Below are 20735 nucleotides of genomic sequence, written 5' to 3'. Positions count from 1 at the left end.
GGCTCACAGGATCGGGATGCGCTTTGCCCTGCAATGGCTGGTGCGGCTCCTGGGCGTCCTCCTCGTGGGCCCGGCGCTTGCGCTCGTCACGGAAGGCGGGCGGGGCCCCTGGTGGGCGGCGTCGCGCGAGCCCGTGGGGCTTGCGCCGGATCCGGCCGCGACCCCGGAGGCCGTGGTCCAGGTCTACGGCGCGCGTGCCTGGGGCTGGCGCGGCGCCTTCGGCATCCATACCTGGATCGCGGTCAAGCCGCGCGGGGCCGCCGTCTGGACGGTGCACGAGGTGATCGGCTGGCGCCTCCACCACGGAGGCTCCGCCGTGGTGACGAGCCACCGCCCGCCCGATGCGCGCTGGTTCGGCGCGGCCCCCGAGGTGCTGGCCGAGCTGCGCGGGGAGGCGGCCGCGGCGGCGATCCCGGCCATCGAGGCCGCGGTGGCGGCCTACCCCTGGCCCGACCGCTACCGGCTCTGGCCGGGGCCGAACTCCAACACCTTCACCGCCTGGGTCGCCCGGCGCGTGCCGGCGCTGCGGCTGGACCTGCCCCCCACCGCGGTGGGGAAAGACTACCTAGGCGCCCGCGTGCTGGCGCCGGCGGTGAGCGGCACCGGCTGGCAGCTCTCCCTCGGCGGGCTTCTGGGCCTGACCCTGGCGCGGGAGGAGGGGGTGGAGATCAACCTCCTCGGGCTCGCCTTCGGCCTCGACCCCGCCGACCTCGCCCTGCGCCTGCCCGGGATCGGCCGCGTGGGCCCCTGACCGGCGCCGCCGCGGCGTGGCGCCGCCACGCCGGGCGGTGGTAACGTGGAGGGGAGTCACGAGGGACGATGCCGCGGCACCATGGGCGAGGACGCGCGCTACCGCCTGCTCTCCATGATCGACTCGCCGGCGGACCTGCGCCGCCTGCCGCGATCGCGCCTGCCTGCGGTGGCCGACGAGGTGCGCCGCTGCGTCATCGAGACCGTCGCCGCCGCCGGCGGCCACTTCGCCGCCAACCTGGGCGCGGTGGAGCTCGCCGTGGCGCTGCACTACGTCTACCGCACGCCCCACGACCTCGTGGTGTGGGACGTGGGGCACCAGGCCTACCCGCACAAGATCCTCACCGGGCGGCGCGAGGCCCTGCGCCGGGTGCGCCGCCGCGGCGGCCCGTCGGGCTTCCCGCGGCGCGAGGAGAGTCCGTACGACGCCTTCGGGGTGGGCCATGCGAGCACCGCCATCGGGGCCGGGCTGGGCATGGCGGTGGGGGCGGCGCTGCGCGGCGAGGACCGCCGTGTCGTCGCCGTGATCGGCGACGGCGGGCTCACCGGCGGCATGGCCTACGAGGCCCTCAACCACGCCGGCCATCTCGGCGCCGACCTGCTCGTGGTCCTCAACGACAACGAGATGTCCATCTCGCCCAACGTGGGGGCGCTGTCGCGCTCCCTGGCGCGGCTGTGGGCGAGCCCGCTCTACGGCGCCGTGCGCGCCGGCGGGGAGCGGGCGCTGGCCCGGATGGGCCCGGCCGGGACGCTGCTGCGGGAGGCGCGGCGCCAGGTCAAGGGGCTGCTGGGGCCCGCGGCCTTCTTCCAGGAGCTGGGCTTCGACTACCACGGCCCGGTCGACGGCCACGACGTGGAGACGCTGGTGGCGGTGCTCGCCCGCCTGCGCGAGCGGCGCGGGCCGCAGCTGCTCCACGTCGTGACCCGCAAGGGCAAGGGCTATCCCCCGGCGGAGGCCGATCCGGTGGCCTGGCACGCCACCGGGCCCTTCGACCCGGCGGCGGGCCGGGCCGTCTCCGGCGCCGGCGGAGCCACCTGGACCGAGGTCTTCGGGGCATGGATCTGCGAGGCGGCGGCGCGGGAGCCGCGGCTGGTGGCGATCACGCCGGCGATGCGCGAGGGCTCGGGGCTGGTGGCCTTCGCCGAGCGCTTCCCGCAGCGCTACTTCGACGTGGGCATCGCCGAGCAGCACGCGGTGACCTTCGCCGCGGGGCTCGCCTGCGCCGGCCTGCGCCCGGTGGTGGCCATCTACTCCACCTTCCTTCAGCGCGCCTACGACCAGCTCATCCACGACGTGGCGCTGCAGGGCCTGCCGGTGCTCTTCGCCATCGACCGCGCCGGGGTGGTGGGCCCGGACGGGCCCACCCACGCCGGCGCCTTCGACCTCACCTACCTGCGCTGCATCCCGGGGCTGACGGTGATGGCGCCGGCGGATGCCGCCGAGTGCCGGGCCATGCTGGAGCACGCCCTGGCCCTGGAGGGCCCGGCGGCGGTGCGGTGGCCGCGGGGGCCGGCGCCGGCCGGTCGGGAGGCGGCGCCGCTTGCGCACGGGCGCGGCGTGGTGGTGCGCCGGGGCGGTTCGGGGGTGGCGCTCCTCGTCTTCGGGGCCCTCCTGGAGGCGGCGCTCGCCGCCGCCGAGGCGCTGGATGCCACGGTGGCGGGCATGCGCTTCGTCAAGCCGCTGGACGAGACGCTGCTGCGCGAGCTGGCGGCGACGCACCGCGTCCTGGTGACGCTGGAGGACAACGTGGTCGCGGGCGGGGCCGGCGGCGCGGTGGCGGAAGCCCTCGCCGGCGCGGGGCCGCGGCTGCTGCACCTGGGGCTTCCCGACCGCTTCCAGGGGCACGGCAGCCGCGGGGAGCTGCTCGCCGAGGCCGGCCTCGATGCCGAGGGGATCGTGCGGGCGGTGCGGCGCGCCGCGGGCGGGGTGCGCCGGCGGCCGGCGCTGCGGGGGCTGCGCTGAGCCTTCGTGCGGGGCCGCGGTAAGACGCGCCGCGCCGGGGCGGTCTCCTCGGGCAGGCATGCGGCATGGGAGACGAGGCCGATGGCGAGGGCGCAGGGAGACGGAGAGGACCCGGTGCGGGTCATGGTCTACCGCTGGGCGGGGGCCTGGGGGCCGTTCCGGGTGCGGATCCCGTGCGGGGAGTGCGCGCTGACCCAGGACGTGATCCGCGATACCCTGGCCCACGAGCTTGCGGGCATCCCGGTGGCGGTGGAGGTGCGGGACTGGCTCAGCGAGTGGTGGCGGCCGCTGCGCGCGGGGGGCTGGCACGCGCCCATCGTCATGGTGGAGGGGCGGGTGGTGAGCCAGGGGCTTGCGCTCAACCGCGGCCTCTTCACCCAGGCCGTGATCGAGGCCCACGCCGCGCGCACCCCCCTCGAGGGCAGCCACCTCTTCGGCAAGGCCGGCTGCCCCCATTGCGAGCGGGCCAAGGCGATGCTGGCCGAGGCCGGCATCGACTACGCCTACCACGACGTGGTGCGCGATCCGCGCGCCCTCTACGAGATGCTGGCCCGGGTCAAGCCCCGGATCGGTCCCCGCACGCCGGTCACCGTGCCCCAGATCTGGCTCGACGGCGCGTACGTGGGCACCGCGGATGCGCTCGCGGCGCACCTCGGCGCGCAGCCGCCCGTGCGCCGAGCGGGCTGATCCCCCTCAGCGGCGCGCCGCGAGCAGGGGCCGCAGCGCCTCCAGCGGGCGCGTGTTGACCACGTCGCGGGCCTCCAGCCAGCCGCGGCGGGCCTGGTCGATGCCGTGGCGCAGGTGGTCCAGCTCCGCCGCCGCGTGGGCGTCGGAGGAGAGGGCGATGCGCGCGCCCTCGTCGCGGGCCATGCGGCAGTGCACGTCGTCGAGGTCGAGCCGCCAGGGATTGGCGTTGAGCTCGAGCCAGACGCCGTTGCGGGCGGCGCGGCGGATGACCGCGGCGAGATCCACCGCGTAGGGCGGACGCCGCCCCAGGAGCCGTCCGGTGGGGTGGGCGAGGACGTGCACCAGGGGGTGGTCCAGGGCGCGCAGGATGCGCCGGGTCTGGCGCCCGGCGTCGAGGCCGAAGGCGGAGTGGACCGCCGCCACCACCACCTCGCAGCGCTCCAGCACCCGGTCGGGCAGGTCCAGCCGCCCGTCCTCGAGGATGTCCACCTCCACCCCCTTGAGCAGCGTGATCCCCTCGAGGCGGGCGTTGAGCTCGTCGATGGCGGTGAAGTGGCGCAGCAGGCCGCGCTCGTCGAGGCCGCGGGCGATGCGGAGGCGGCGCGAGTGCTCCGTGATCGCGAGGTACTCGAGGCCGCGGGCCTGCGCCGCCCGGGCCATGGCCTCGAGGTCGTCGCGCCCGTCGCTGGCGGTGGTGTGGCAGTGCAGGTCGCCGCGCAGGTCGGCGCGCTCCACCAGCCGCGGCAGGGCGCCCTGGCGCGCCGCCTCCAGCTCGCCGCGGTCCTCGCGCAGCTCCGGCGGGATCCAGGGCAGCGCCACGGCGGCGTAGACCGAGGCCTCGTCGACGCCGGCGATGCGCTCGCCGCCGCGGAAGACCCCATACTCGTTGATCTTGAGGCCGCGGGCTTGGCCCATGCGGCGCACGGCGATGTTGTGCGCCTTGGCGCCGGTGAAGTAGTGCCAGGCGGCGCCGAAGCTCTCCAGCGGCACCACCCGCAGGTCCACCTGGATGCCGTCGCGGTGGACGATGCTCGCCCGCGTCGGGCCGCGGGAGAGGACCTCGGCGGTCTCCTCCCAGGCGGCGAGGCGGTCACCCACCGCGGCGCCGTCGGCGGCGACGGCGAGGACGTCGAGATCGCCCACCGTGTCGCGGCGGCGGCGGAAGCTGCCCGCCGGCTCCACCCGCGCCACCCCCGGGGTGTGGCGCAGGTAGGCCAGGAGCCGCGCCACCACGGGCTCGACCTTGTGCAGGGGGAAACGGCGGGCCTGGTCCAGGCGCGCCTGCAGGGCTTCGAGGATGCGGGCCTCGAGACGCTCGCCGAAGCCCGGCAGCGCGCGCAGGCGGCCGGCGCGGGCGGCCTCGGCGAGGGCCTCGGGGCTGTCGATGCCGAGGGCGCGGTGGAGGGTGCGCACCCGCACCGGACCGAGGCCGGGGACGTGCAGCAGCTCCACCAGCCCGTGCGGGACGCGCGCCCGTGCCCGCTCCAGCGCGGCGCAGGTCCCGGTGGCCACGATCTCGGCGATCTTGGCGGCGAGCTCGCGGCCGATGCCGGGCAGCCGGGTCAGGTCCTCCCCGGCCGCCAGCAGCTGCGCCGCCTCGCGGCCGAGCCCGCGCAGGGTGCGCGCGGCGTTGCGGTAGGCGCGCACGCGGAAGGGGTTGTCGCCCTCGATCTCGTGCAGGTCGGCGAGCTCGTCGAAGACCGCGGCGATGGTCTCGTTGTCGGCCGCCACCGTTCAGGCCCGGAAGTCGGCGAGGCGCACCGGCAGCCGCCGCGGACCCCAGGTGCCCGGACGGGGCTCGAAGACGCCGGCGCAGGGGGTGGCGCAGCGGCGGCAGCGCCCCTGCGCGTCCAGGCCCCAGTGGGTGATGCGGTACCAGTCCCGGCCGATGAGGCGCGCGCCGCAGGCGTGGCAGTAGGTGCTCTGCCCGGCCTCGTCGTGGACGTTGCCGGTGTAGGCGTAGCGGACGCCGTTGCGCAGGGCGATGGCGCGGGCGCGCGAGAGGGTCTCGGGCGGGGTCGGGGGCACGTCGCGCATCTTGTAGTCGGGGTGGAAGGCGGTGAAGTGCATGGGCACGTCGGGGCCGAGCCGCTCCACCACCCAGGCCGTCATGCGGTCCAGCTCCTCGTCGGAGTCGTTGTGACCGGGGATGAGCAGGGTCGTGATCTCGAGCCAGACCCCGGTCTCGCGGCGCAGGTACTCGAGGGTCTCGAGGACGGGCTGGAGGTGTCCGCCGGTGAGGCGGTGGTAGAAGTCCTCGTCGAAGGCCTTGAGATCGACGTTGGCGGCGTCCATGGCGGCGAAGAACTCGGCCCGCGGCTCCGGGCAGATGTAGCCTGCGGTCACCGCCACCGAGCGGATGCCGCGGGCGCGGCAGGCGGCGGCGACGTCGAGGGCGTACTCGAGGAAGATCACGGGGTCGTTGTAGGTGTAGGCGACGCTGCGGCAGCCCAGGGCCTCGGCGGCGCGGGCGATGGTCTCCGGATCGGCGCGGTCGGCCAGCGTGTCCATCTCCCGCGACTTGGAGATGTCCCAGTTCTGGCAGAACTTGCAGGCGAGGTTGCAGCCCGCGGTGCCGAAGGAGAGCACCGGCGTCCCCGGGAGGAAGTGGTTGAGGGGCTTCTTCTCGATGGGGTCGACGCAGAAGCCGCTGGAGCGCCCCCAGGTGGTGAGCACCATGCGCCCGCCCTCGCAGGCGCGCACGTAGCAGAGGCCGCGCTGCCCTTCGCGCAGCTTGCAGAAGCGCGGGCAGAGGTCGCACTGGATGCGCCCGTCGGGGAGGCGGTGCCAGTAGCGGGCGGGAGCGGCGTCGGCGGCGGCCATGGGCTTCTCCCGGCAGGGCCTGAGCCGATTGTGGGGGCGCCGGGGCGGGATTCAAGCGCCGCCGTTCAAGTCCAGGGCCGGGCGGCCGACAAGGAGGGTGAGCGACGGTGCGCTCATCGGCGATCCTCCTCCTCGTGGTGCGTGCTTCCCCCGCCTCTCCGGCGGGGGTCTTTCATGGGCCGCCCGCCACAGCACCAGCCAGCCGTCGCGGTAGGGCTGGACGAAGACGGGGCGCACCGCCCCTCCCTGCGGCGGGTTCTCCTCGCGCCGGACCACGTAGCCGTCCGGGTGCGCGCGCGCCCAGGCCGCGGTGCCGCCCCGGTCCACCTCGTCCAGCGGCCGCCGGATGCGGCCGGCGAAGTGGAGCTGGCCGTGGTAGCCGCCGACCCAGGCCACGGGGGTGCCTGCGGCGACGAGGGGTGCCACCCGGCGCGCCATGGGGGCGGGGTCGAAGAACGGCGCCAGCATCTGCAGGACCATGCCGGTGAGGGCGAGCGCCGTCACCTGGCCGCCCAGGGAGAGGGCGATCACGTTGGCGCGCGCCCCGCCCCGCACCGCCGTGCGCAGGATCAGGCCGCCCGCGGCGACGAGGAGGCTGCTCCAGAGGACCCAGCCGCCGTCCACCGGCCGGTGCAGCCAGCGTTCGGCGAGCAGCGGCAGCCCCGGCAGCACGGCCGCGGCGGCCGCCATGGGGACCACGGCCCCCAGCGCCCGCGCCCTGCCGCCGCGCCCGGCGGCGGACTCGGCGGCGAGCCTCGCCCCGGCGAGGGCCGCCCCGGGGAAGAGCGGCAGCAGGTAGTGCGCCTGCTTGCCGCTGGCGGCGCTCAGGACGAGCAGCGGCGGCACCACCCAGACGAGGGCCATGCGAAGCCCCGGCTCGGTGCTGCGCAGCCAGCGCCCGAGCCCGCGCCAGGCCGGCGGCCACAGGCTCCAGGGGAAGAGCAGCACCGGCAGGAGCGGCAAGTACCACCACCAGGGGCGGCGGTGGGCGAAGCTCTCCACCACCCGGTCCGCGGTCTGGCGCCAGAGGAGGTCGTCGGCGTAGCCGGGCCCCCCGGCCCAGGCCGCGGGCAGGGCCCAGGCGGCGAGGGCGGCCAGCCCGGCGAGCACGGCGAGGGCGAAGCCGCCGTACCAGCGGCGCGGGGCCCGCCGCACCTCCCCGCTCCACCAGGGCCCTGCGAGCGCCACCGAGGCCACCGGGAGCAGGGCCACCGGTCCCTTGAAGAGCAGCCCCGCGGCGAGCCCGCCGGCGGTGACGGCCCAGCCGCGGCGCGGGGCGCCGGTGGCGGCGAGGACGAGGCCGTAGATCGCCGTGGTCACGGCGGCGGTGAGCGGCAGGTCGAACAGGGTGGCCGGCATGTAGGCGGCCCAGAAGAGGCAGCCGAGCAGGACCCAGGGGGCGAGCAGGGCGGCCTCGCCGTCGGGCCACAGCCGCCCCGCGATGCGCCGGGTCACCCACAGGGCGGCGAGGGCGAGCAGGGGCGGCACCAGCCGCGGCCACCATGCGTTGACGCCGAACAGGGCCCAGCCGAGGTGGAAGAGCCAGAAGAGCAGCGGCGGCTTGTGGGCGTAGGGATGCCCGTTGAGATGGGGCACGAGGAAGTCGCCGCGCTGCCACATCTCCCAGGCCACGGCGAGATAGCGCGTCTCGTCGATGGGGACGGGCTGGCGCAGGACCAGCGTCGTCGCCACCAGCAGGGCCCAGCCCGCAAGCCAGCCGTGCGCCGCCCAGGGGTTTCGCCGGAGACCGGCGGCCGCCCGGGGCTGCCGCGGGTACGGCCGGGACTCGGCGGGCAGGTGGACTGGGCGATGGAGCATGGTGCCTGGGCGCCGGGGCGGTCTTGATCCGGATCAAGGATTGGGATGCGCGGACCGCGAACGATGTAGTGCACGGCCTCGCACGAGGCACGAAGCATACAGGGATAGGCTTGATGAGTGATTAATCCTTCCCGCGGCGGAAGAGGCGGGCGCAAGGCGGCCGGCCCGTGGGGGCGGAATCGCTCGGAATTGAATTGGGAGATGTGCATGGCAGGATACAGGGGAGAAGCTATATTGAGATGGAGGGATGCGCACCACGGGGGCAGGGGGCCAGGGTGGCGATGAGCGGTCGGGTGGGGCGCGGTGCCGGGCGGCGGGCCGGGGGAGCGGGTCTGCTCCTGCTGCTCCTGGTGCTGGTTGCGGCGCTGCTGCCCGGGCATGACGTCCGCGCCGAGGTGGCCCCGGAGATCCGCGGCTTCTTCCCCCAGGCGACCCGCGTCGGCGAGCGCGAGGGCGATCCGCCGGCGCAGCCCGTCTACGCCGGCGACGAGCTCCTCGGCTACGTCTTCGAGACCGTCGACATCGCCCCCATCCCGGCCTACTCGGGCAAGCCGGTGAATCTCCTCGTGGGCCTCGACCGCGAGGGCGTGATCCGCGGCGCGCTGGTCCTGGAGCACCACGAGCCCATCCTCCTCGTGGGCATCCCGGAGCAGCGCCTCTTCGACTTCGCCGCCCAGTATCGGGGCAAGAAGGTCACCGACCGCATCGCCGTGGGGAGCAAGGCGCCGCCCGGGTTCGACCGCGTCGACGCGGTCACGGGCGCCACCGTGACCGTGATGGTGGTCAACCAGACCATCATGCGCGCGGCGCGCAAGGTGGCCGCCAGCCGCGGCATCGCCGAGGTGGGCGTGGCGACGGCGGCGCGGGCGAAGGTCCGCATGGACGTCTTCGAGCCCCGGGGCTGGTCGGATCTGCTGGGCGCGGGCGCGGTGCGCCGTCTGCACCTCACCCGCGGCGAGGTGGACGACGCCTTTCGCGGCACCGCCGGGGAGGGCGTGGGCGACGCGCCCCCCGAGGCCCGCGACGAGACCTTCATCGACCTCTACTACGCCTATCTGAACCCGCCCACCGTGGGCCGCAACCTCCTCGGCGAGGAGCAGTACCGCTGGCTCATGGAGACGCTCGAGGAGGGTGAGCACGCCATTGCGGTGATGGCCAACGGCCTCTATTCCTTCAAGGGCTCGGGCTACGTGCGGGGCGGCATCTTCGACCGCGTGCAGCTGCGCCAGGACGGGCAGCTCATCACCTTCCACGATCTGGACTACTACCGCCTCGCCGACGTCTATGCCGACGGCATCCCGACCTTCCGCGAGATGGCGATCTTCGTCATCCGCAAGGGGTTCGAGTTCGACCCCGGCACGCCGTGGGAGCTGGAGCTGCTGGTGCGCCGGCAGGTGGGCCCGGTCAAGAGCGTCTTCACCAGCTTCACCGCCGGCTACGAGACGCCCGAGGCCTTCCTGGAGCGGCCGCAGCCGGCGGCGGAGGAGGCCGGCGAGGGCGAGCCCATGTGGGTCTCGGTCTGGCGCAACCGGCGCTTCGACGTCGCGGTGCTGCTCGCGGGGCTGGGGGCGCTGGTCCTGATCCTGGTCTTCCAGGAGCCGCTGGCGCGCCGGCCGCGCCTGCTGCGCAACGTCCGCCACCTCTACCTCGTCTACACCCTCTTCTTCATCGGCTGGTACGGGCTCGCGCAGCTCTCGGTGGTCAACGTCTTCACCTTCATCAACGCCGTGATCCATGAGTTCCGCTGGGAGCTCTTCCTCATGGATCCGATGATCTTCATCCTCTGGATCTTCGTCGCGGCGACGCTGCTCCTGCTGGGGCGGGGCATCTACTGCGGCTGGCTCTGCCCCTTCGGCGCCCTGCAGGAGCTCATCAACGAGATCGCCGTGCGCCTCGGGGTGCGCCAGATCCGCATCCCGTTTGCGGTGCACGAGCGCCTGTGGGCGCTGAAGTACGTCATCCTGCTCGTGCTCTTCGGCATCTCCCTGGAGTCCATGGCGACCGCGGAGCGCTACGCCGAGGTCGAGCCCTTCAAGACTGCGATCATGCTGCGCTTCCAGCGCGAGTGGCCGTTCGTGCTCTACGCCGCGGGGCTGCTGGTGGCGAGCGTGTTCAACCGCAAGTTCTACTGCCGCTACCTCTGTCCCCTGGGGGCGGCCCTGGTGGTCCCGGGGCGGCTGCATCTGTTCGAGTGGCTCAAGCGGCGCCGGGAGTGCGGCAGTCCCTGCCGGCTCTGCGGCAACGAGTGCGAGGTCCAGGCGATCCATCCGGACGGCCGGATCAATCTCAACGAGTGCCACTACTGCCTGGACTGCCAGGTGACCTACTTCGACGACCGGCGCTGCCCGCCGCTGGTGGCGAGGCGGCGGCGTGCCAAGCGCGGCGCCGGCAAGGGTTCTCCGCAAGGAGAAGAGGCGGCGGTGAGAACCGCCGACGTGGGGTGACATGTCACGAGGAGAAGAGGAGACGCGCCATGAAGAAGGGGAAGGAGAAGGAGACCCGGCGGCTTCCGAACCTGAGCCGTCGCGAGTTCATGCGCAACACCGCCGCGGTGGGTGCCCTGGGTGCCGGCATCGCGGCCACGGGGCTTGCGCCGGTGCGCGCGGCGAAGGCCTCCGCGATCGAGAAGACGGTGGTGCCGCCCGGGGAGCTGGACGAGTACTACGGCTTCTGGAGCGGCGGGCCCAGCGGCGAGGTCCGCATCCTGGGGATCCCGTCGATGCGGGAGCTGATGCGCATCCCCGTCTTCAACTACGACGGGGCCAGCGGGTACGGCCTGACCAACGAGAGCAAGCGCGTCCTGGGCCCGGATGCGCCGCCCAACGGCGATACCCACCACGTCCACATGAGCTACACGGACGGCACCTACGACGGGCGCTACCTGTTCGTCAACGACAAGGCCAACACGCGCATCGCGCGCATCCGCTGCGACGTGATGAAGACCGACAAGGTCATCGGGATCCCCAACGTGCAGGCGATCCACGGCCTGCGCCTGCAGAAGGTGCCGCGCACGGGCTACGTCTTCTGCAACGGCGAGTTCCGCATCCCGCACCCGAATGACGGCAGCATCCTCGACGAGCCCGAGAAGTACTACACCCTCTACACCGCCGTCGACGCCGACACCATGGAGATCAAGTGGCAGGTGATCGTCGACGGCAACCTCGACAACACCGACACCGACTACTCGGGCAAGTACGCCGCGGCCACCTGCTACAACGCGGAGGGTGCCGTGGATCTCGCCGGCATGATGGCCGCCGAGCGCGACTGGACGGTGATCTTCAACATCCCGCGCATCGAGCAGGCGGTGCGCGAGGGCAAGTACATCACCCTCGGCGACTCGAAGGTGCCGGTGGTGGACGGGCGCGGCAGGACCCCCTACACCCTGTACGTGCCCACCCCCAAGAGCCCGCACGGGGTCAACACCTCGCCGGACGGCAAGTACTTCATCGCCAACGGCAAGCTCTCGCCCACCTGCACCGTGATCTCCATCGAGCTGGTGGACAAGTGGTTCGCCGGCGAGCTGAAGGACCCGCGGGACGTGGTGGTGGCCGAGCCGGAGCTGGGTCTCGGGCCGCTGCACACCACCTTCGACGGGCGCGGCAACGCCTACACCACGCTGTTCATCGACAGCCAGGTGGTGAAGTGGAACATCGCCGACGCCATCCGCGCCTACAAGGGCGAGAAGGTGAACTACATCCGGCAGAAGATCGACGTCCATTACCAGCCCGGCCACCTCAAGGCGAGCATGGCCGAGACCAAGGAGGCCGACGGCAAGTGGCTGGTCTCGCTGTGCAAGTTCTCCAAGGACCGCTACCTCAACGTGGGCGTGCTGAAGCCCGAGAACGACCAGCTCATCGACATCTCGGGCGAGCGGATGGAGCTCGTGCACGACGGGCCCACCTTCCCGGAGCCGCACGACGCCATCATGGTCCACCGCAGCAAGCTCAAGACTGTGCGCAAGATCTGGGACCGCAAGGATCCCTACTTCGCGGAGACGGTGGAGATGGCGAAGCGGGACGGGGTGGTGCTGGAGCGGGACAACAAGGTCATCCGCGACGGCAATCGGGTCCGCGTCTACATGACCTCCAGCGCGCCGCGCTACGGGCTCAACGAGATCCGGGTCCGGCGCGGCGACGAGGTCACCATCACCATCACCAACATCGACAAGATCGAGGACCTCACGCACGGCTTCACCCTGTGCGACCACGGCATCGCCATAGAGATCGGTCCGCAGCAGACCTCGTCCGTGACCTTCAAGGCGGAGAAGGCGGGCGTCTACTGGTACTACTGCCAGTGGTTCTGCCACGCCCTGCACCTGGAGATGCGCGGCCGGCTCCTGGTGGAGCCGTAAGGCGCGGTCCGGCCCGGGGGCGCGGCGCCCCCGGGGCCGGGGCGGCCTCCGGCCGCCCCGGCCCTTCCCGGTGCGTGATGATGCTGCGGAGGCTCCTTCTGCTCTGGCTCCTCGCGGCAGCGGCACAGGCCGGCGTCGTGGCCGTGCCGGCAGGGGGTGCGGGGCTTGCGGAGGCGCTTGCCGAGGCCCGCGACGGCGACGTCCTGCGGCTCGCCCCGGGCGTGCACCGGGGCGGCGTGGTGGTGGGCCGCGCCGTGACCCTCGAGGGGCTCCCGGGTGCGGTGGTGGACGGCGGCGGGGCCGGGGACGTGATCCGGGTCCGGGCCGCGGGGGTCACGATCCGCAACCTCGAGATCCGCAACTCCGGCAAGAGCCTCACGAAGCAGCACGCGGGGATCTTCGCGGAGCGCTCGGCCGCGGGCCTTCGCGTGCTCGGCAACCGGTTCGAGAACAACCTGTTCGGGATCTGGGTCCACGCCGCGGCGGGGCCGGTCATCCGCGGCAACCGCATCCACGGCGCGGCGCGGCTTCGCTCGCAGGACCGCGGCAACGGCATCCACCTCTTCAACGTCACCGACGGCGTGGTGGAGGACAACGAGATCTGGGGCACCCGTGACGGGGTCTATCTGGACAACACCCGGGGCACGCGCATCGCGCGCAACCGCATGCACGACCTGCGCTTCGGGGTGCACTACATGTACTCGCAGCACAACCGGCTGGAGGGCAACCGCACGACGCGCACCCGCTGCGGCTACGCGCTGATGCAGTCCGACCATCTCACCGTGGTCGGCAACGTCTCCGAGGACGACGAGAACTACGGCATCCTCATGAACTACATCAACTACTCGGAGATCCGGGGCAACGTGGTGCGGCGGGTGCGGCGCGGCCGCGACCCCGGCGCCGGGGCGGCGGTGGCCGGCGCCGAGGGCAAGGCCCTGTTCATCTACAACTCGGTCTACAACCGCATCGTGGACAACGTCTTCGCCGACTCCGAGATCGGCGTCCACATCACCGCCGGGTCCGAGGACAACGTCTTCGCCGGCAACGTCTTCAGCGGCAACCGCCGCCAGGTCAAGTACGTGGCCACGCGCCCGCAGGAGTGGTCCGAGGGCGGGCGCGGCAACTACTGGAGCGACTACCTCGGCTGGGACCTCGACGGCGACGGCATCGGCGAGGTGCCCCACGAGCCCAACGACGGCGTCGACCTGATTCTGTGGCGATATCCGCTGGCGCGGGTGTTCATGCACAGCCCGGCGGTGGAGGTCCTGCGATGGGCGCAGCGGGTCTTTCCGGTGCTGCGGCCGCCCGGGGTGCGCGACAGCCACCCGCTGGTGCAGCCGCCGGCGCCGGCGCAGCCGTCATGACCGAGCCGGCGGGGGCCCGCCTCGAGGGGGTGGTGTGCCGCTTCGGGCGCGTGGTCGCCCTCGACGGGGTCAGCCTCGAGGTGGGCGCGGGCGAGGCGGTGGCGCTCCTCGGCCACAACGGCGCCGGCAAGACCACCGTCATGAAGCTGCTCCTCGGGCTGGTGGCGCCGGATGCGGGGCGGGTCCTGACCCTCGGCGCCGATCCCCGCGGCGAGGCGGGCTGGCGGGCGCGGGCCCGGGTGGGGTTCCTGCCCGAGAACGTGGCCTTCTACGACGCCCTCAGCGGGCGGGAGGTGCTGCACTACCTGGCGCGCCTGAAGGGGGTGCCCCGGCGCGAGGCGGATCGCATCCTCGAGCAGGTGGGGCTCGCGGAGGCGGCGGACCGCCGCGTCGGCGGCTATTCCAAGGGGATGCGCCAGCGGCTGGGGCTTGCGCAGGCGCTCATGGGGCGGCCGCGCCTGCTGCTGCTGGACGAGCCGACGGTGGGCCTCGACCCGGTGGCCACGGCCCAGTTCTACCGGCTGCTGGACGCGGTCCGCGAGGGCGGCTGCGCGGTGCTGGTGACCTCCCACGTGCTCGCGGGGCTCGAGCGGCGCATCGGCCGTGCCGTGGTGCTGCGCCGCGGCCGGGTGGTGGGCGCGGGCACGCCCCGCGAGCTGGGGCGCGCCCTCGGGCTGCCGGTGCGCATCCAGGTGGAGGGCGGCGACGGGGCCCGGCTCGAGACCCTGGCGCGCGCCCACGACGCACGCCTCGCCCGCGAGGGGGCGGGGTGGCGGCTGGAGGTGGCGGCGCAGGCCAAGATGGCGGTGCTGCGGGCGCTCGCCGGCGACGCCTCGGTGCGGGATCTCCACGTCCACGAGCCGACGCTGGAGGAGATCTACGCGCAGCTGTCGCGGCGCGCCGACGAGACCGAGGGGGCGGCGCCGTGAGGGTGGTGCTCGCGGTGGCCGTGAAGGAGCTTCGCGACGGCCTGCGCGACCGCTGGGTCCTGGCGCTGACGGCGGTCTTCCTCGTCTTCGCCGTCGGCATCGCCTTCCTCGGCGGGGCCGCCGCGGGGACGCTGGGCTTCCAGTCCCTCGCCGCCACCATGGCGAGCCTGGCGAGCCTCGGCATCTTCCTCATCCCGCTGGTGGCGCTGCTGCAGTCCTACGACGCCATCGTCGGCGAGGCCGAGCGCGGCACGCTGCTGCTGCTGCTGAGCTACCCGGTCAGCCGCACCGCCTTCGTCCTCGGCAAGTTCTGGGGCGCGGGGGCGGGGCTTGCCCTGGCGACGGTGGTGGGGTTCGGGCTCGCCGGTGCGGTGCTGGGGCTCGCGGGGGCGGCCCCGGCGGGGGAACTGGCCGCGGCCTTCGCCCGTTTCATCGCCTCGGCCCTGCTCCTGGGGGCGGCCTTCACGGCCATGGGGCTCCTCATCAGCGTGCGGGCGCGGGACAAGGGGCGGGCGGCGGCGATGGCGCTGGTGCTCTGGTTCGTCTTCGTCCTCGTGTTCGATCTCGCCCTGCTCGGGGCCCTGGTGGGGGGCGGCGGGCGGATGCCGGGCCGGCTCCTCGGCTATCTGCTGCTGCTCAATCCGGCCGACGTCTTCCGCGTGCTCAACCTCGCGGCCACCGAGGCGGGCGCCGCCTATGCGGGCGTGGCCTCGGTGGCGGTGCAGGCCGGCCTGCGGCCTGCGGTGCTCGCGGCGGCGCTGGTGGCGTGGACGGTGCTTCCGCTGGCGGGGGCGGTGTGGTCCTTTCGGCGGCGAAGGCTCTGAACGGGGAGGGGGGAAGGATGCGCTGGTGGGCGTGCGTGATGCTGGCGGCGGCGCTTGCGGGCTGCGGGGGCGGCACCGAGCAGCGGGTGGCGGGGCCCGAGCCCATCGCCGAGGGCGAGACCTGCCACCTCTGCGGGATGCTCATCCGCCGCTTCCCTGGGCCCAAGGGGGAGGCCGTGGACGCCGCCGGGCGGGTGCTGAAGTTCTGCTCGACGCGCGACCTCTTCGCCTGGGCGCTGGACCCGGAGCACCGCAGCCAGGTCCAGGCCCTCTACGTGCACGACATGGCGCAAAGCCCCTGGGAGGCGCCGGACGACCGCCATCTCGTGGACGGGCGCAAGGCCTGGTACGTGGTCGGCCATCCCCTCAAGGGGGCCATGGGCCACACCCTGGCCTCCTTCGCCCGGCGCGACGACGCCGAGGCCTTCGCCGCCCGGTATCCGGGGGCGCGGGTGCTGCGCTTCGAGGACCTCACGGTGGACCTCATCGCCCGCCTGCCGGGGCCTGCCGGGGGCTGAGGCGCCGCCGTCAGCGGCGGCTCCGGTGCAGGGGGTCGAGGGGCAGCGGCTGCAGGGCCGGCCGGTCGGGCTCGACCGCGGCCAGCGGCTCGGCGGGTCGCAGGGTGGCGAGGCTGCGACGGGTCAGGTGCTGGTACTCGGCGGTGGCGCCCCGCTTCCAGGCGCGCTCCTCCGCGGTGAGTTCCCGCACCACGCGGGCGGGCACCCCGGCGGCCAGATGCCCGGGCGGGATGCGCCGCCCCGCAGGCACCAGGGCCATGGCCGCGACGAAGGCCGATTCCCCCACCTCGGCCTCGTCCATGACCACCGCGTTCATGCCCACGAGCACGTTGGCGCCGAGGATGCAGCCGTGGATGACGGCGCCGTGGGCGATGTGGCTGTTCTCGCCGATCACCGTCTCGCCGCCGGGGAAGCCGTGGACGATGCATCCGTCCTGGATGTTGCTGCCGGCGCCGACGACGATGCGGCCCATGTCGCCGCGCAGGGAGGCATGGGGCCCGACGTAGCAGCCGGTGCGCAGGAGGACGTCGCCGATGATCACGGCGCTCGGGTGCACGAAGCTGCCCGGCTCGATCACCGGGACGACGCCGTCGATGGCGTAGACCTGGGGGCGGTGTGGATGCGCGGCCATGGGAGCCTCCGGGACAAACGTTGGGGTGGCGGACAGTATAGGGGGGGCCGTTCAGACGTGCTGAAGGGTGCGTGCGAAACCTTTTCACCCGCACCGGCGCGGCCGCGGCTAGACTGGATCCGGACGGAGGTCCGTTGCCACGAGGGAGGACAGCAAGCCATGAGCGAGGCGAAGATCGCGGCCAGGGAGCCGATGGTGATGACCCTGGATGCGGGCGAGTACTGGTGGTGCGCCTGCGGCCTCAGCGCCAACCAGCCCTTCTGCGACGGTTCCCACAAGACCACCGACATCCGGCCGGTGCAGTTCACCCTGGAGGCGCGGAAGGAGGTGGCGCTGTGCATGTGCAAGCGCACCGGGACGCCCCCCTTCTGCGACGGATCGCACAAGGCCCTCTGAGGCCGGCGCCGGCGAGGGGAAAGGCGAAGGGGCCCGCGGGCCCCTTCGCTTTTTCTCGCACCGCCTGCGGGGTGCCGCGGGACTACTGGCGCAGCGCCTCCACCGCGACCCGGATCCGGGCCGTGGTGGGCACGGGGATCTTGTTGTCGGCGAAGAAGGTGATGCCGAAGTCGGTGAGCCTGACCTCCGTCTCGGCCGAGAAGGCCCGGCGGAAGTTGCCCCACGGGTCCTTGCGCGCCGCCATCTCCTGGACCTTGAAGGTCACCGGCCGCGTGCGGCCCTTGATGGTCAGCTCGCCGTGGAGCAGGCCCTCGCCGCTGCCGGTGCGCTCGTAGCCGGTGCTGACGAAGCGCGCCTCCGGGAACGCGGCCACCTCGAACAGGCCGGGGCGCTCGCGCAGATGCTTGTCGCGCTCCGCGTGGAAGGTGGTCAGCGACGCGGTCTTCACCGTGAACTCGGCCCGGCTCGCGGACGGATCATCCGGGTCGAAGATGATGGAGCCCTCGAACTCCCGGAACACCCCGGGCATCCACGAGAAGCCGATGTGGCTCACCTCGAAGGTGATGAAGGTGTGCGCCGGATCGAGGGCGTAGCGCTCGGGTGCGGCCTGTGCCCCGGCGGCGGCCGCAAGGGCGGCGATGCCCACGAGGGTGTTGCGGATCGTCCTCTTCATGCCTGTTCCTCCCTATCATCCGTCGGTCGGTTCGCGTCGGCAGGGCCGGGCCGGAGCATGCGCACGAGGGTCCGGTCCCGGTCCAGGAAGTGGTGCTTGAGGGCGGCGAGGGTGTGCAGCGTCGCCACCCCCATGAGGGTCCAGGCCGCCCAGCGGTGCACGAGCCCGGCGAGGTCCTCCTGGCGGGCGGGCCGCCACGGCAGGGCCGGCACCTCCACGAGCCCGAACACCGCCACCGCCTTGCCGTCGGCGGTGGGGATCAGGTACCCCGAGAGCGTGACCACCAGCAGCAGCGCGTACATGGCGTAGTGGGCCGCGCGCGCCGCGAGCCGCTCCCAGGCCGGCATCCCCGGCTCGAAGGCGGGCACGGGGTTGGCGAGACGCCACCCGATCCGCACCAGGATCAGGGCGAGCAGCGTCATGCCCACGGAGACGTGCAGGGCGGGGGCGCGGTTGTACCAGGGATGGTAGTAGTCCAGGTCCACCATCCACACCCCCAGGGGGAAGAGCGCAAGCACCGCCGCCGCCGTCACCCAGTGCAGGGTGATGGCGACCCAGCCGAAGCACTGCCTTGTGTTGCGAATCTGCACCCGGCCTCCCTCCCTCACCGTGGCCAAGCCTAGCGGAGCGGCCCGCCGGAGGACAGCGAGCTTTGATGAGCGAGCCCTTCAGGGGTTTCGAACGGGGAGCGGGCGCAGGAGGGCGCCGACCGCCCGCAGGCCGAGCCAGAGCGCGGCGAGGGGCACCACCACGGTCTCCAGCAGCAGCACCGCGAGGGCGAGCACGGCCTGCTCGGCCAGCGTGTCGGCGAGGGCCTGGGCCTCGGCGAGCCAGCCGCGCACGGTCTCGCGGTCGGGGGTGGCGGCGGTGAGGTCGAAGCGGGCGAGCCGCGCCCGCGCCGCCTCCAGGGCCGCCGCCGCCGCCTCGGCGCGGTCCCGCACCGGCGGCGCCCGGTGCACGAGGTCGGTGGCGATGGGCGTGGCGAGGACGAAGAGCCACAGCGCCAGCACCGCTGCCAGCGGCCGCTGCACCGCGGCGGCGAGGCGCGCCCGTCCGGCCAGGGCGAGCCCCGCCGCCGCCCCACCCGCGACCCAGAGGGCGGCGACGAGGACGGGGTCGCCGAACAGCGCCAGCAGCAGGCGGAGGACGGCGAGGACGGCAGCCCCGGCGAGGGCGGCGAGGGAGAAGCGCTCGACGAGGTCGTTGACCGGATCCAGGGCCTGCCCGGGCTCGGTGGTGATGTTGATCCCGAGGCTGAGGCCGATCTCGGTCTCCTGGATCACGGAGATCGCCGCGTTGATGCCGCGCGCGACGGCGAAGGCCGCGAGCGCACGGTGGCTGCCCGCCTCCAGGCGCCCCTCCAGGGCCGTGCGGGCGGGCGGCAGCAGGGTCAGGAGGGTGAGCAGCGCGAGCAGGACGAGGAGCCAGGCGGCGGGCGCCGCAAGCACCCGCGCCCGCCGCAGGCCGCGGCCTTCAGCCGCCATCGTCCGCGGCCGGCTGCCCGACGCGCGCGGTGAGGCGCTGGCGCTCGGCGGCATGGCGGCCGGTGAGGGCGAAGCCCTGCAGGGTGCCGTCGGCGGCCACCCAGAGCATGCGCACGCCGCCGTCCTCGTCGGTCAGGCGCCACGCGCCCTCGCCGGGCGGGGGCGGGAGCACCGCCACCGGGTGCGCCGGGGTCTTGATCACCACCGGCATGGGCGGATAGGTCGCCGGCGTGGGCTCGCCCGCCAGGGTGCGGGCGAGGGCGCGCGCCCCGTGCATGATGGGCATCACGAAGGGCAGCACCCGGCCCTCCACCTCGGCGCAGTCGCCGAGGGCGTAGACGTGGGGCGCCGAGGTGCGCAGGAAGCGGTCGACCCGGATGCCCCGCCCCACCTCGAGGCCCGCCGCCTCGGCCAGGCGCGTGTCCGGGCGCAGCCCCACCGCCGAGAGGACGAGGTCGGCCTCCACCCCGCCGCCGTCGTCGAGCTGCAGGCGCAGGCCGCCGTCGGCGCGCTCCACCCGCGGCACGGTCCGCCCGAGCAGCAGCCGCACGCCGGCCGCCTCGAGGCCGCGAGCGAGGGCGCGCCCGGCGGCTTCGGGCAGCAGGGTCGAGATCGGCCAGGGGTCGGGTCCGATCACCGTGGGCGCGCGGCCCGCGGCGAGAAGGTCGTTGGCGAACTCGCACCCGATGAGGCCGGGCCCGATGATGGCGACCCGGCGGGCGCCCTCGAGACGGGTCCGGAAGCGGGCGTAGTCCTGCCGGTTGTTGACGGAGAGGACCTCCCCGGCGCCCTCGCCCGCCATCGGCGGGCGGATGGGCACGGCGCCCACCGCCAGCACCAGGTCCCGGTAGCGCAGCGGCCCGGCGGCGGTGTGCACCGTGCGCGCCGCGGGGTCGAGTCGCTCCACCGGCGTCCCGGTGAGGATGCGCGCCCCGAGCTTGGCCGCCATCCCCTCGGCGGTGTCGAGGACGAGGGCGTCGGCGTCCTTGCCCTCGGCGAGGGCGTTGGACAGCATCGGCTTGGAGTAGAAGGCCCCGTCGTCGGCGGTGACCAGCACCAGCGGGGTCTCGGCATCGAGCTTGCGCAGCTCCCGCGCCAGGGTGTAGCCGGCAAGCCCCGTGCCGACGATGACGACGGGATCGGTCGCGCCCGCGGCCACGGCTCAGCCCGAGGCCTCGTCGAGGGCCACCATCTCGAAGTCGGACTTGGCGGCCCCGCACTCCGGGCAGGTCCAGTCGTCCGGGATGTCCTCCCAGCGGGTTCCGGGGGCGATGCCCTCCTCGGGCAGTCCCGCCGCCTCGTCGTAGATGAAGCCGCAGACGATGCAGCGCCATTTCCTCATGGACGTCTCCTTGCGTTGCTGCGATACCGGGGGCAAGGGTAGCGCGCCCGGGCCCGGCCTGCCTCCCCGCGGGTGTCGAGGAATTTGACAGTCGAGCGGGCGCCGCCGAGACCGGCCGGCCGCACGATATCACAAACGACCTCAGGTATCGTTCATAACATGCGGAAACAAGAGGTTTCCAT

Annotated in this window: 19 protein-coding genes; 10 read left to right on the top strand and 9 right to left on the bottom strand. The window is 73.8% G+C overall.

Annotation, left to right across the window (positions count from 1 at the left end; translation table 11 throughout):
• Positions 1 to 16: 16 nt before the first annotated feature.
• From EDC57_RS07960 to EDC57_RS07950, 3 genes are all read left to right on the top strand, one after another.
• Entirely contained in the window at positions 17 to 751 is a 735-nt protein-coding gene (locus EDC57_RS07960) for a DUF3750 domain-containing protein (RefSeq protein ID WP_123401856.1), read from the top strand.
• Between the two features lie 81 nt (positions 752 to 832).
• Entirely contained in the window at positions 833 to 2713 is a 1881-nt protein-coding gene (dxs, locus tag EDC57_RS07955; RefSeq protein WP_123401341.1) for a 1-deoxy-D-xylulose-5-phosphate synthase, read from the top strand.
• Between the two features lie 81 nt (positions 2714 to 2794).
• Positions 2795 to 3400, top strand: a complete 606-nt coding sequence (locus tag EDC57_RS07950; RefSeq protein WP_123401340.1) for a glutaredoxin family protein — start codon at positions 2795 to 2797, stop codon at positions 3398 to 3400.
• A 6-nt stretch (positions 3401 to 3406) separates the two neighbouring features.
• Here the strand turns inward: EDC57_RS07950 and polX are convergent, their stop codons facing one another.
• The 3 genes from polX to EDC57_RS07935 are packed head-to-tail and all read right to left on the bottom strand — an operon-like array spanning position 3407 to position 8041.
• The gene (polX, locus tag EDC57_RS07945; protein WP_123401339.1) at positions 3407 to 5131 is read right to left on the bottom strand and encodes a DNA polymerase/3'-5' exonuclease PolX; all 1725 of its coding nucleotides are present in this window, start codon (positions 5129 to 5131) and stop codon (positions 3407 to 3409) included.
• A 3-nt stretch (positions 5132 to 5134) separates the two neighbouring features.
• On the bottom strand, positions 5135 to 6223 hold the full coding sequence (gene amrS / locus EDC57_RS07940) for an AmmeMemoRadiSam system radical SAM enzyme (RefSeq protein ID WP_123401338.1): 1089 nt from the start codon (positions 6221 to 6223) through the stop codon (positions 5135 to 5137).
• Positions 6224 to 6274: 51 nt separating this feature from the next.
• Entirely contained in the window at positions 6275 to 8041 is a 1767-nt protein-coding gene (locus tag EDC57_RS07935; RefSeq protein WP_123401337.1) for a glycosyltransferase family 39 protein, read from the bottom strand.
• 281 nt (positions 8042 to 8322) lie between these two features.
• On the opposite strand from EDC57_RS07935, the gene nosR reads away from it, so the two are divergent.
• The 6 genes from nosR (at position 8323) to EDC57_RS07905 (ending at position 16027) form a co-directional block, all read left to right on the top strand.
• A complete protein-coding gene (gene nosR / locus EDC57_RS07930) occupies positions 8323 to 10485 on the top strand; it encodes a transcriptional regulator NosR (protein ID WP_123401336.1) in 2163 nt (720 codons plus the stop codon).
• A gap of 29 nt (positions 10486 to 10514) precedes the next feature.
• On the top strand, positions 10515 to 12392 hold the full coding sequence (nosZ, locus tag EDC57_RS07925; RefSeq protein ID WP_123401335.1) for a TAT-dependent nitrous-oxide reductase: 1878 nt from the start codon (positions 10515 to 10517) through the stop codon (positions 12390 to 12392).
• An 80-nt stretch (positions 12393 to 12472) separates the two neighbouring features.
• Positions 12473 to 13756, top strand: a complete 1284-nt coding sequence (locus EDC57_RS07920; RefSeq protein WP_123401855.1) for a nitrous oxide reductase family maturation protein NosD — start codon at positions 12473 to 12475, stop codon at positions 13754 to 13756.
• On the top strand, positions 13753 to 14685 hold the full coding sequence (locus EDC57_RS07915; RefSeq protein WP_123401334.1) for an ABC transporter ATP-binding protein: 933 nt from the start codon (positions 13753 to 13755) through the stop codon (positions 14683 to 14685). Before EDC57_RS07920 ends, EDC57_RS07915 begins: the two co-directional genes overlap by 4 nt.
• Positions 14682 to 15509, top strand: a complete 828-nt coding sequence (locus tag EDC57_RS07910) for an ABC transporter permease (RefSeq protein ID WP_123401333.1) — start codon at positions 14682 to 14684, stop codon at positions 15507 to 15509. The genes EDC57_RS07915 and EDC57_RS07910 overlap by 4 nt, the downstream gene beginning before the upstream one ends.
• Before the next feature lie 17 nt (positions 15510 to 15526).
• Positions 15527 to 16027 (top strand): nitrous oxide reductase accessory protein NosL, encoded by a 501-nt coding sequence (locus EDC57_RS07905; protein WP_123401332.1) that lies wholly within the window; start codon positions 15527 to 15529, stop codon positions 16025 to 16027.
• Between the two features lie 10 nt (positions 16028 to 16037).
• Here EDC57_RS07905 and EDC57_RS07900 read toward each other — a convergent pair whose 3' ends face one another.
• A complete protein-coding gene (locus tag EDC57_RS07900; RefSeq protein ID WP_123401331.1) occupies positions 16038 to 16658 on the bottom strand; it encodes a gamma carbonic anhydrase family protein in 621 nt (206 codons plus the stop codon).
• 159 nt (positions 16659 to 16817) lie between these two features.
• Between EDC57_RS07900 and EDC57_RS07895 the strand changes: the two genes are divergently transcribed.
• A complete protein-coding gene (locus EDC57_RS07895; RefSeq protein WP_123401330.1) occupies positions 16818 to 17054 on the top strand; it encodes a CDGSH iron-sulfur domain-containing protein in 237 nt (78 codons plus the stop codon).
• 82 nt (positions 17055 to 17136) lie between these two features.
• Here EDC57_RS07895 and EDC57_RS07890 read toward each other — a convergent pair whose 3' ends face one another.
• The 5 genes from EDC57_RS07890 to EDC57_RS07870 form a co-directional block, all read right to left on the bottom strand.
• Positions 17137 to 17727, bottom strand: a complete 591-nt coding sequence (locus tag EDC57_RS07890) for a YceI family protein (protein ID WP_123401329.1) — start codon at positions 17725 to 17727, stop codon at positions 17137 to 17139.
• The gene (locus tag EDC57_RS07885) at positions 17724 to 18317 is read right to left on the bottom strand and encodes a cytochrome b (RefSeq protein WP_123401328.1); all 594 of its coding nucleotides are present in this window, start codon (positions 18315 to 18317) and stop codon (positions 17724 to 17726) included. Before EDC57_RS07885 ends, EDC57_RS07890 begins: the two co-directional genes overlap by 4 nt.
• 78 nt (positions 18318 to 18395) lie before the next feature.
• Positions 18396 to 19211, bottom strand: a complete 816-nt coding sequence (locus EDC57_RS07880; RefSeq protein ID WP_123401327.1) for a hypothetical protein — start codon at positions 19209 to 19211, stop codon at positions 18396 to 18398.
• Complete coding sequence (locus tag EDC57_RS07875; protein WP_123401326.1) at positions 19201 to 20370, bottom strand: NAD(P)/FAD-dependent oxidoreductase; 1170 nt, start codon at positions 20368 to 20370, stop codon at positions 19201 to 19203. The genes EDC57_RS07880 and EDC57_RS07875 overlap by 11 nt, the downstream gene beginning before the upstream one ends.
• A gap of 3 nt (positions 20371 to 20373) precedes the next feature.
• A complete protein-coding gene (locus EDC57_RS07870; protein ID WP_123401325.1) occupies positions 20374 to 20553 on the bottom strand; it encodes a rubredoxin in 180 nt (59 codons plus the stop codon).
• Positions 20554 to 20735 lie beyond the last annotated feature (182 nt).

It is taken from the genome of Inmirania thermothiophila (assembly GCF_003751635.1).
Taxonomy (GTDB): Bacteria; Pseudomonadota; Gammaproteobacteria; order DSM-100275; family DSM-100275; genus Inmirania; species Inmirania thermothiophila.
The sequence above is the reverse complement of the archived record's forward strand: the minus strand, read 5'-3'. Positions and strand labels throughout refer to the sequence as shown.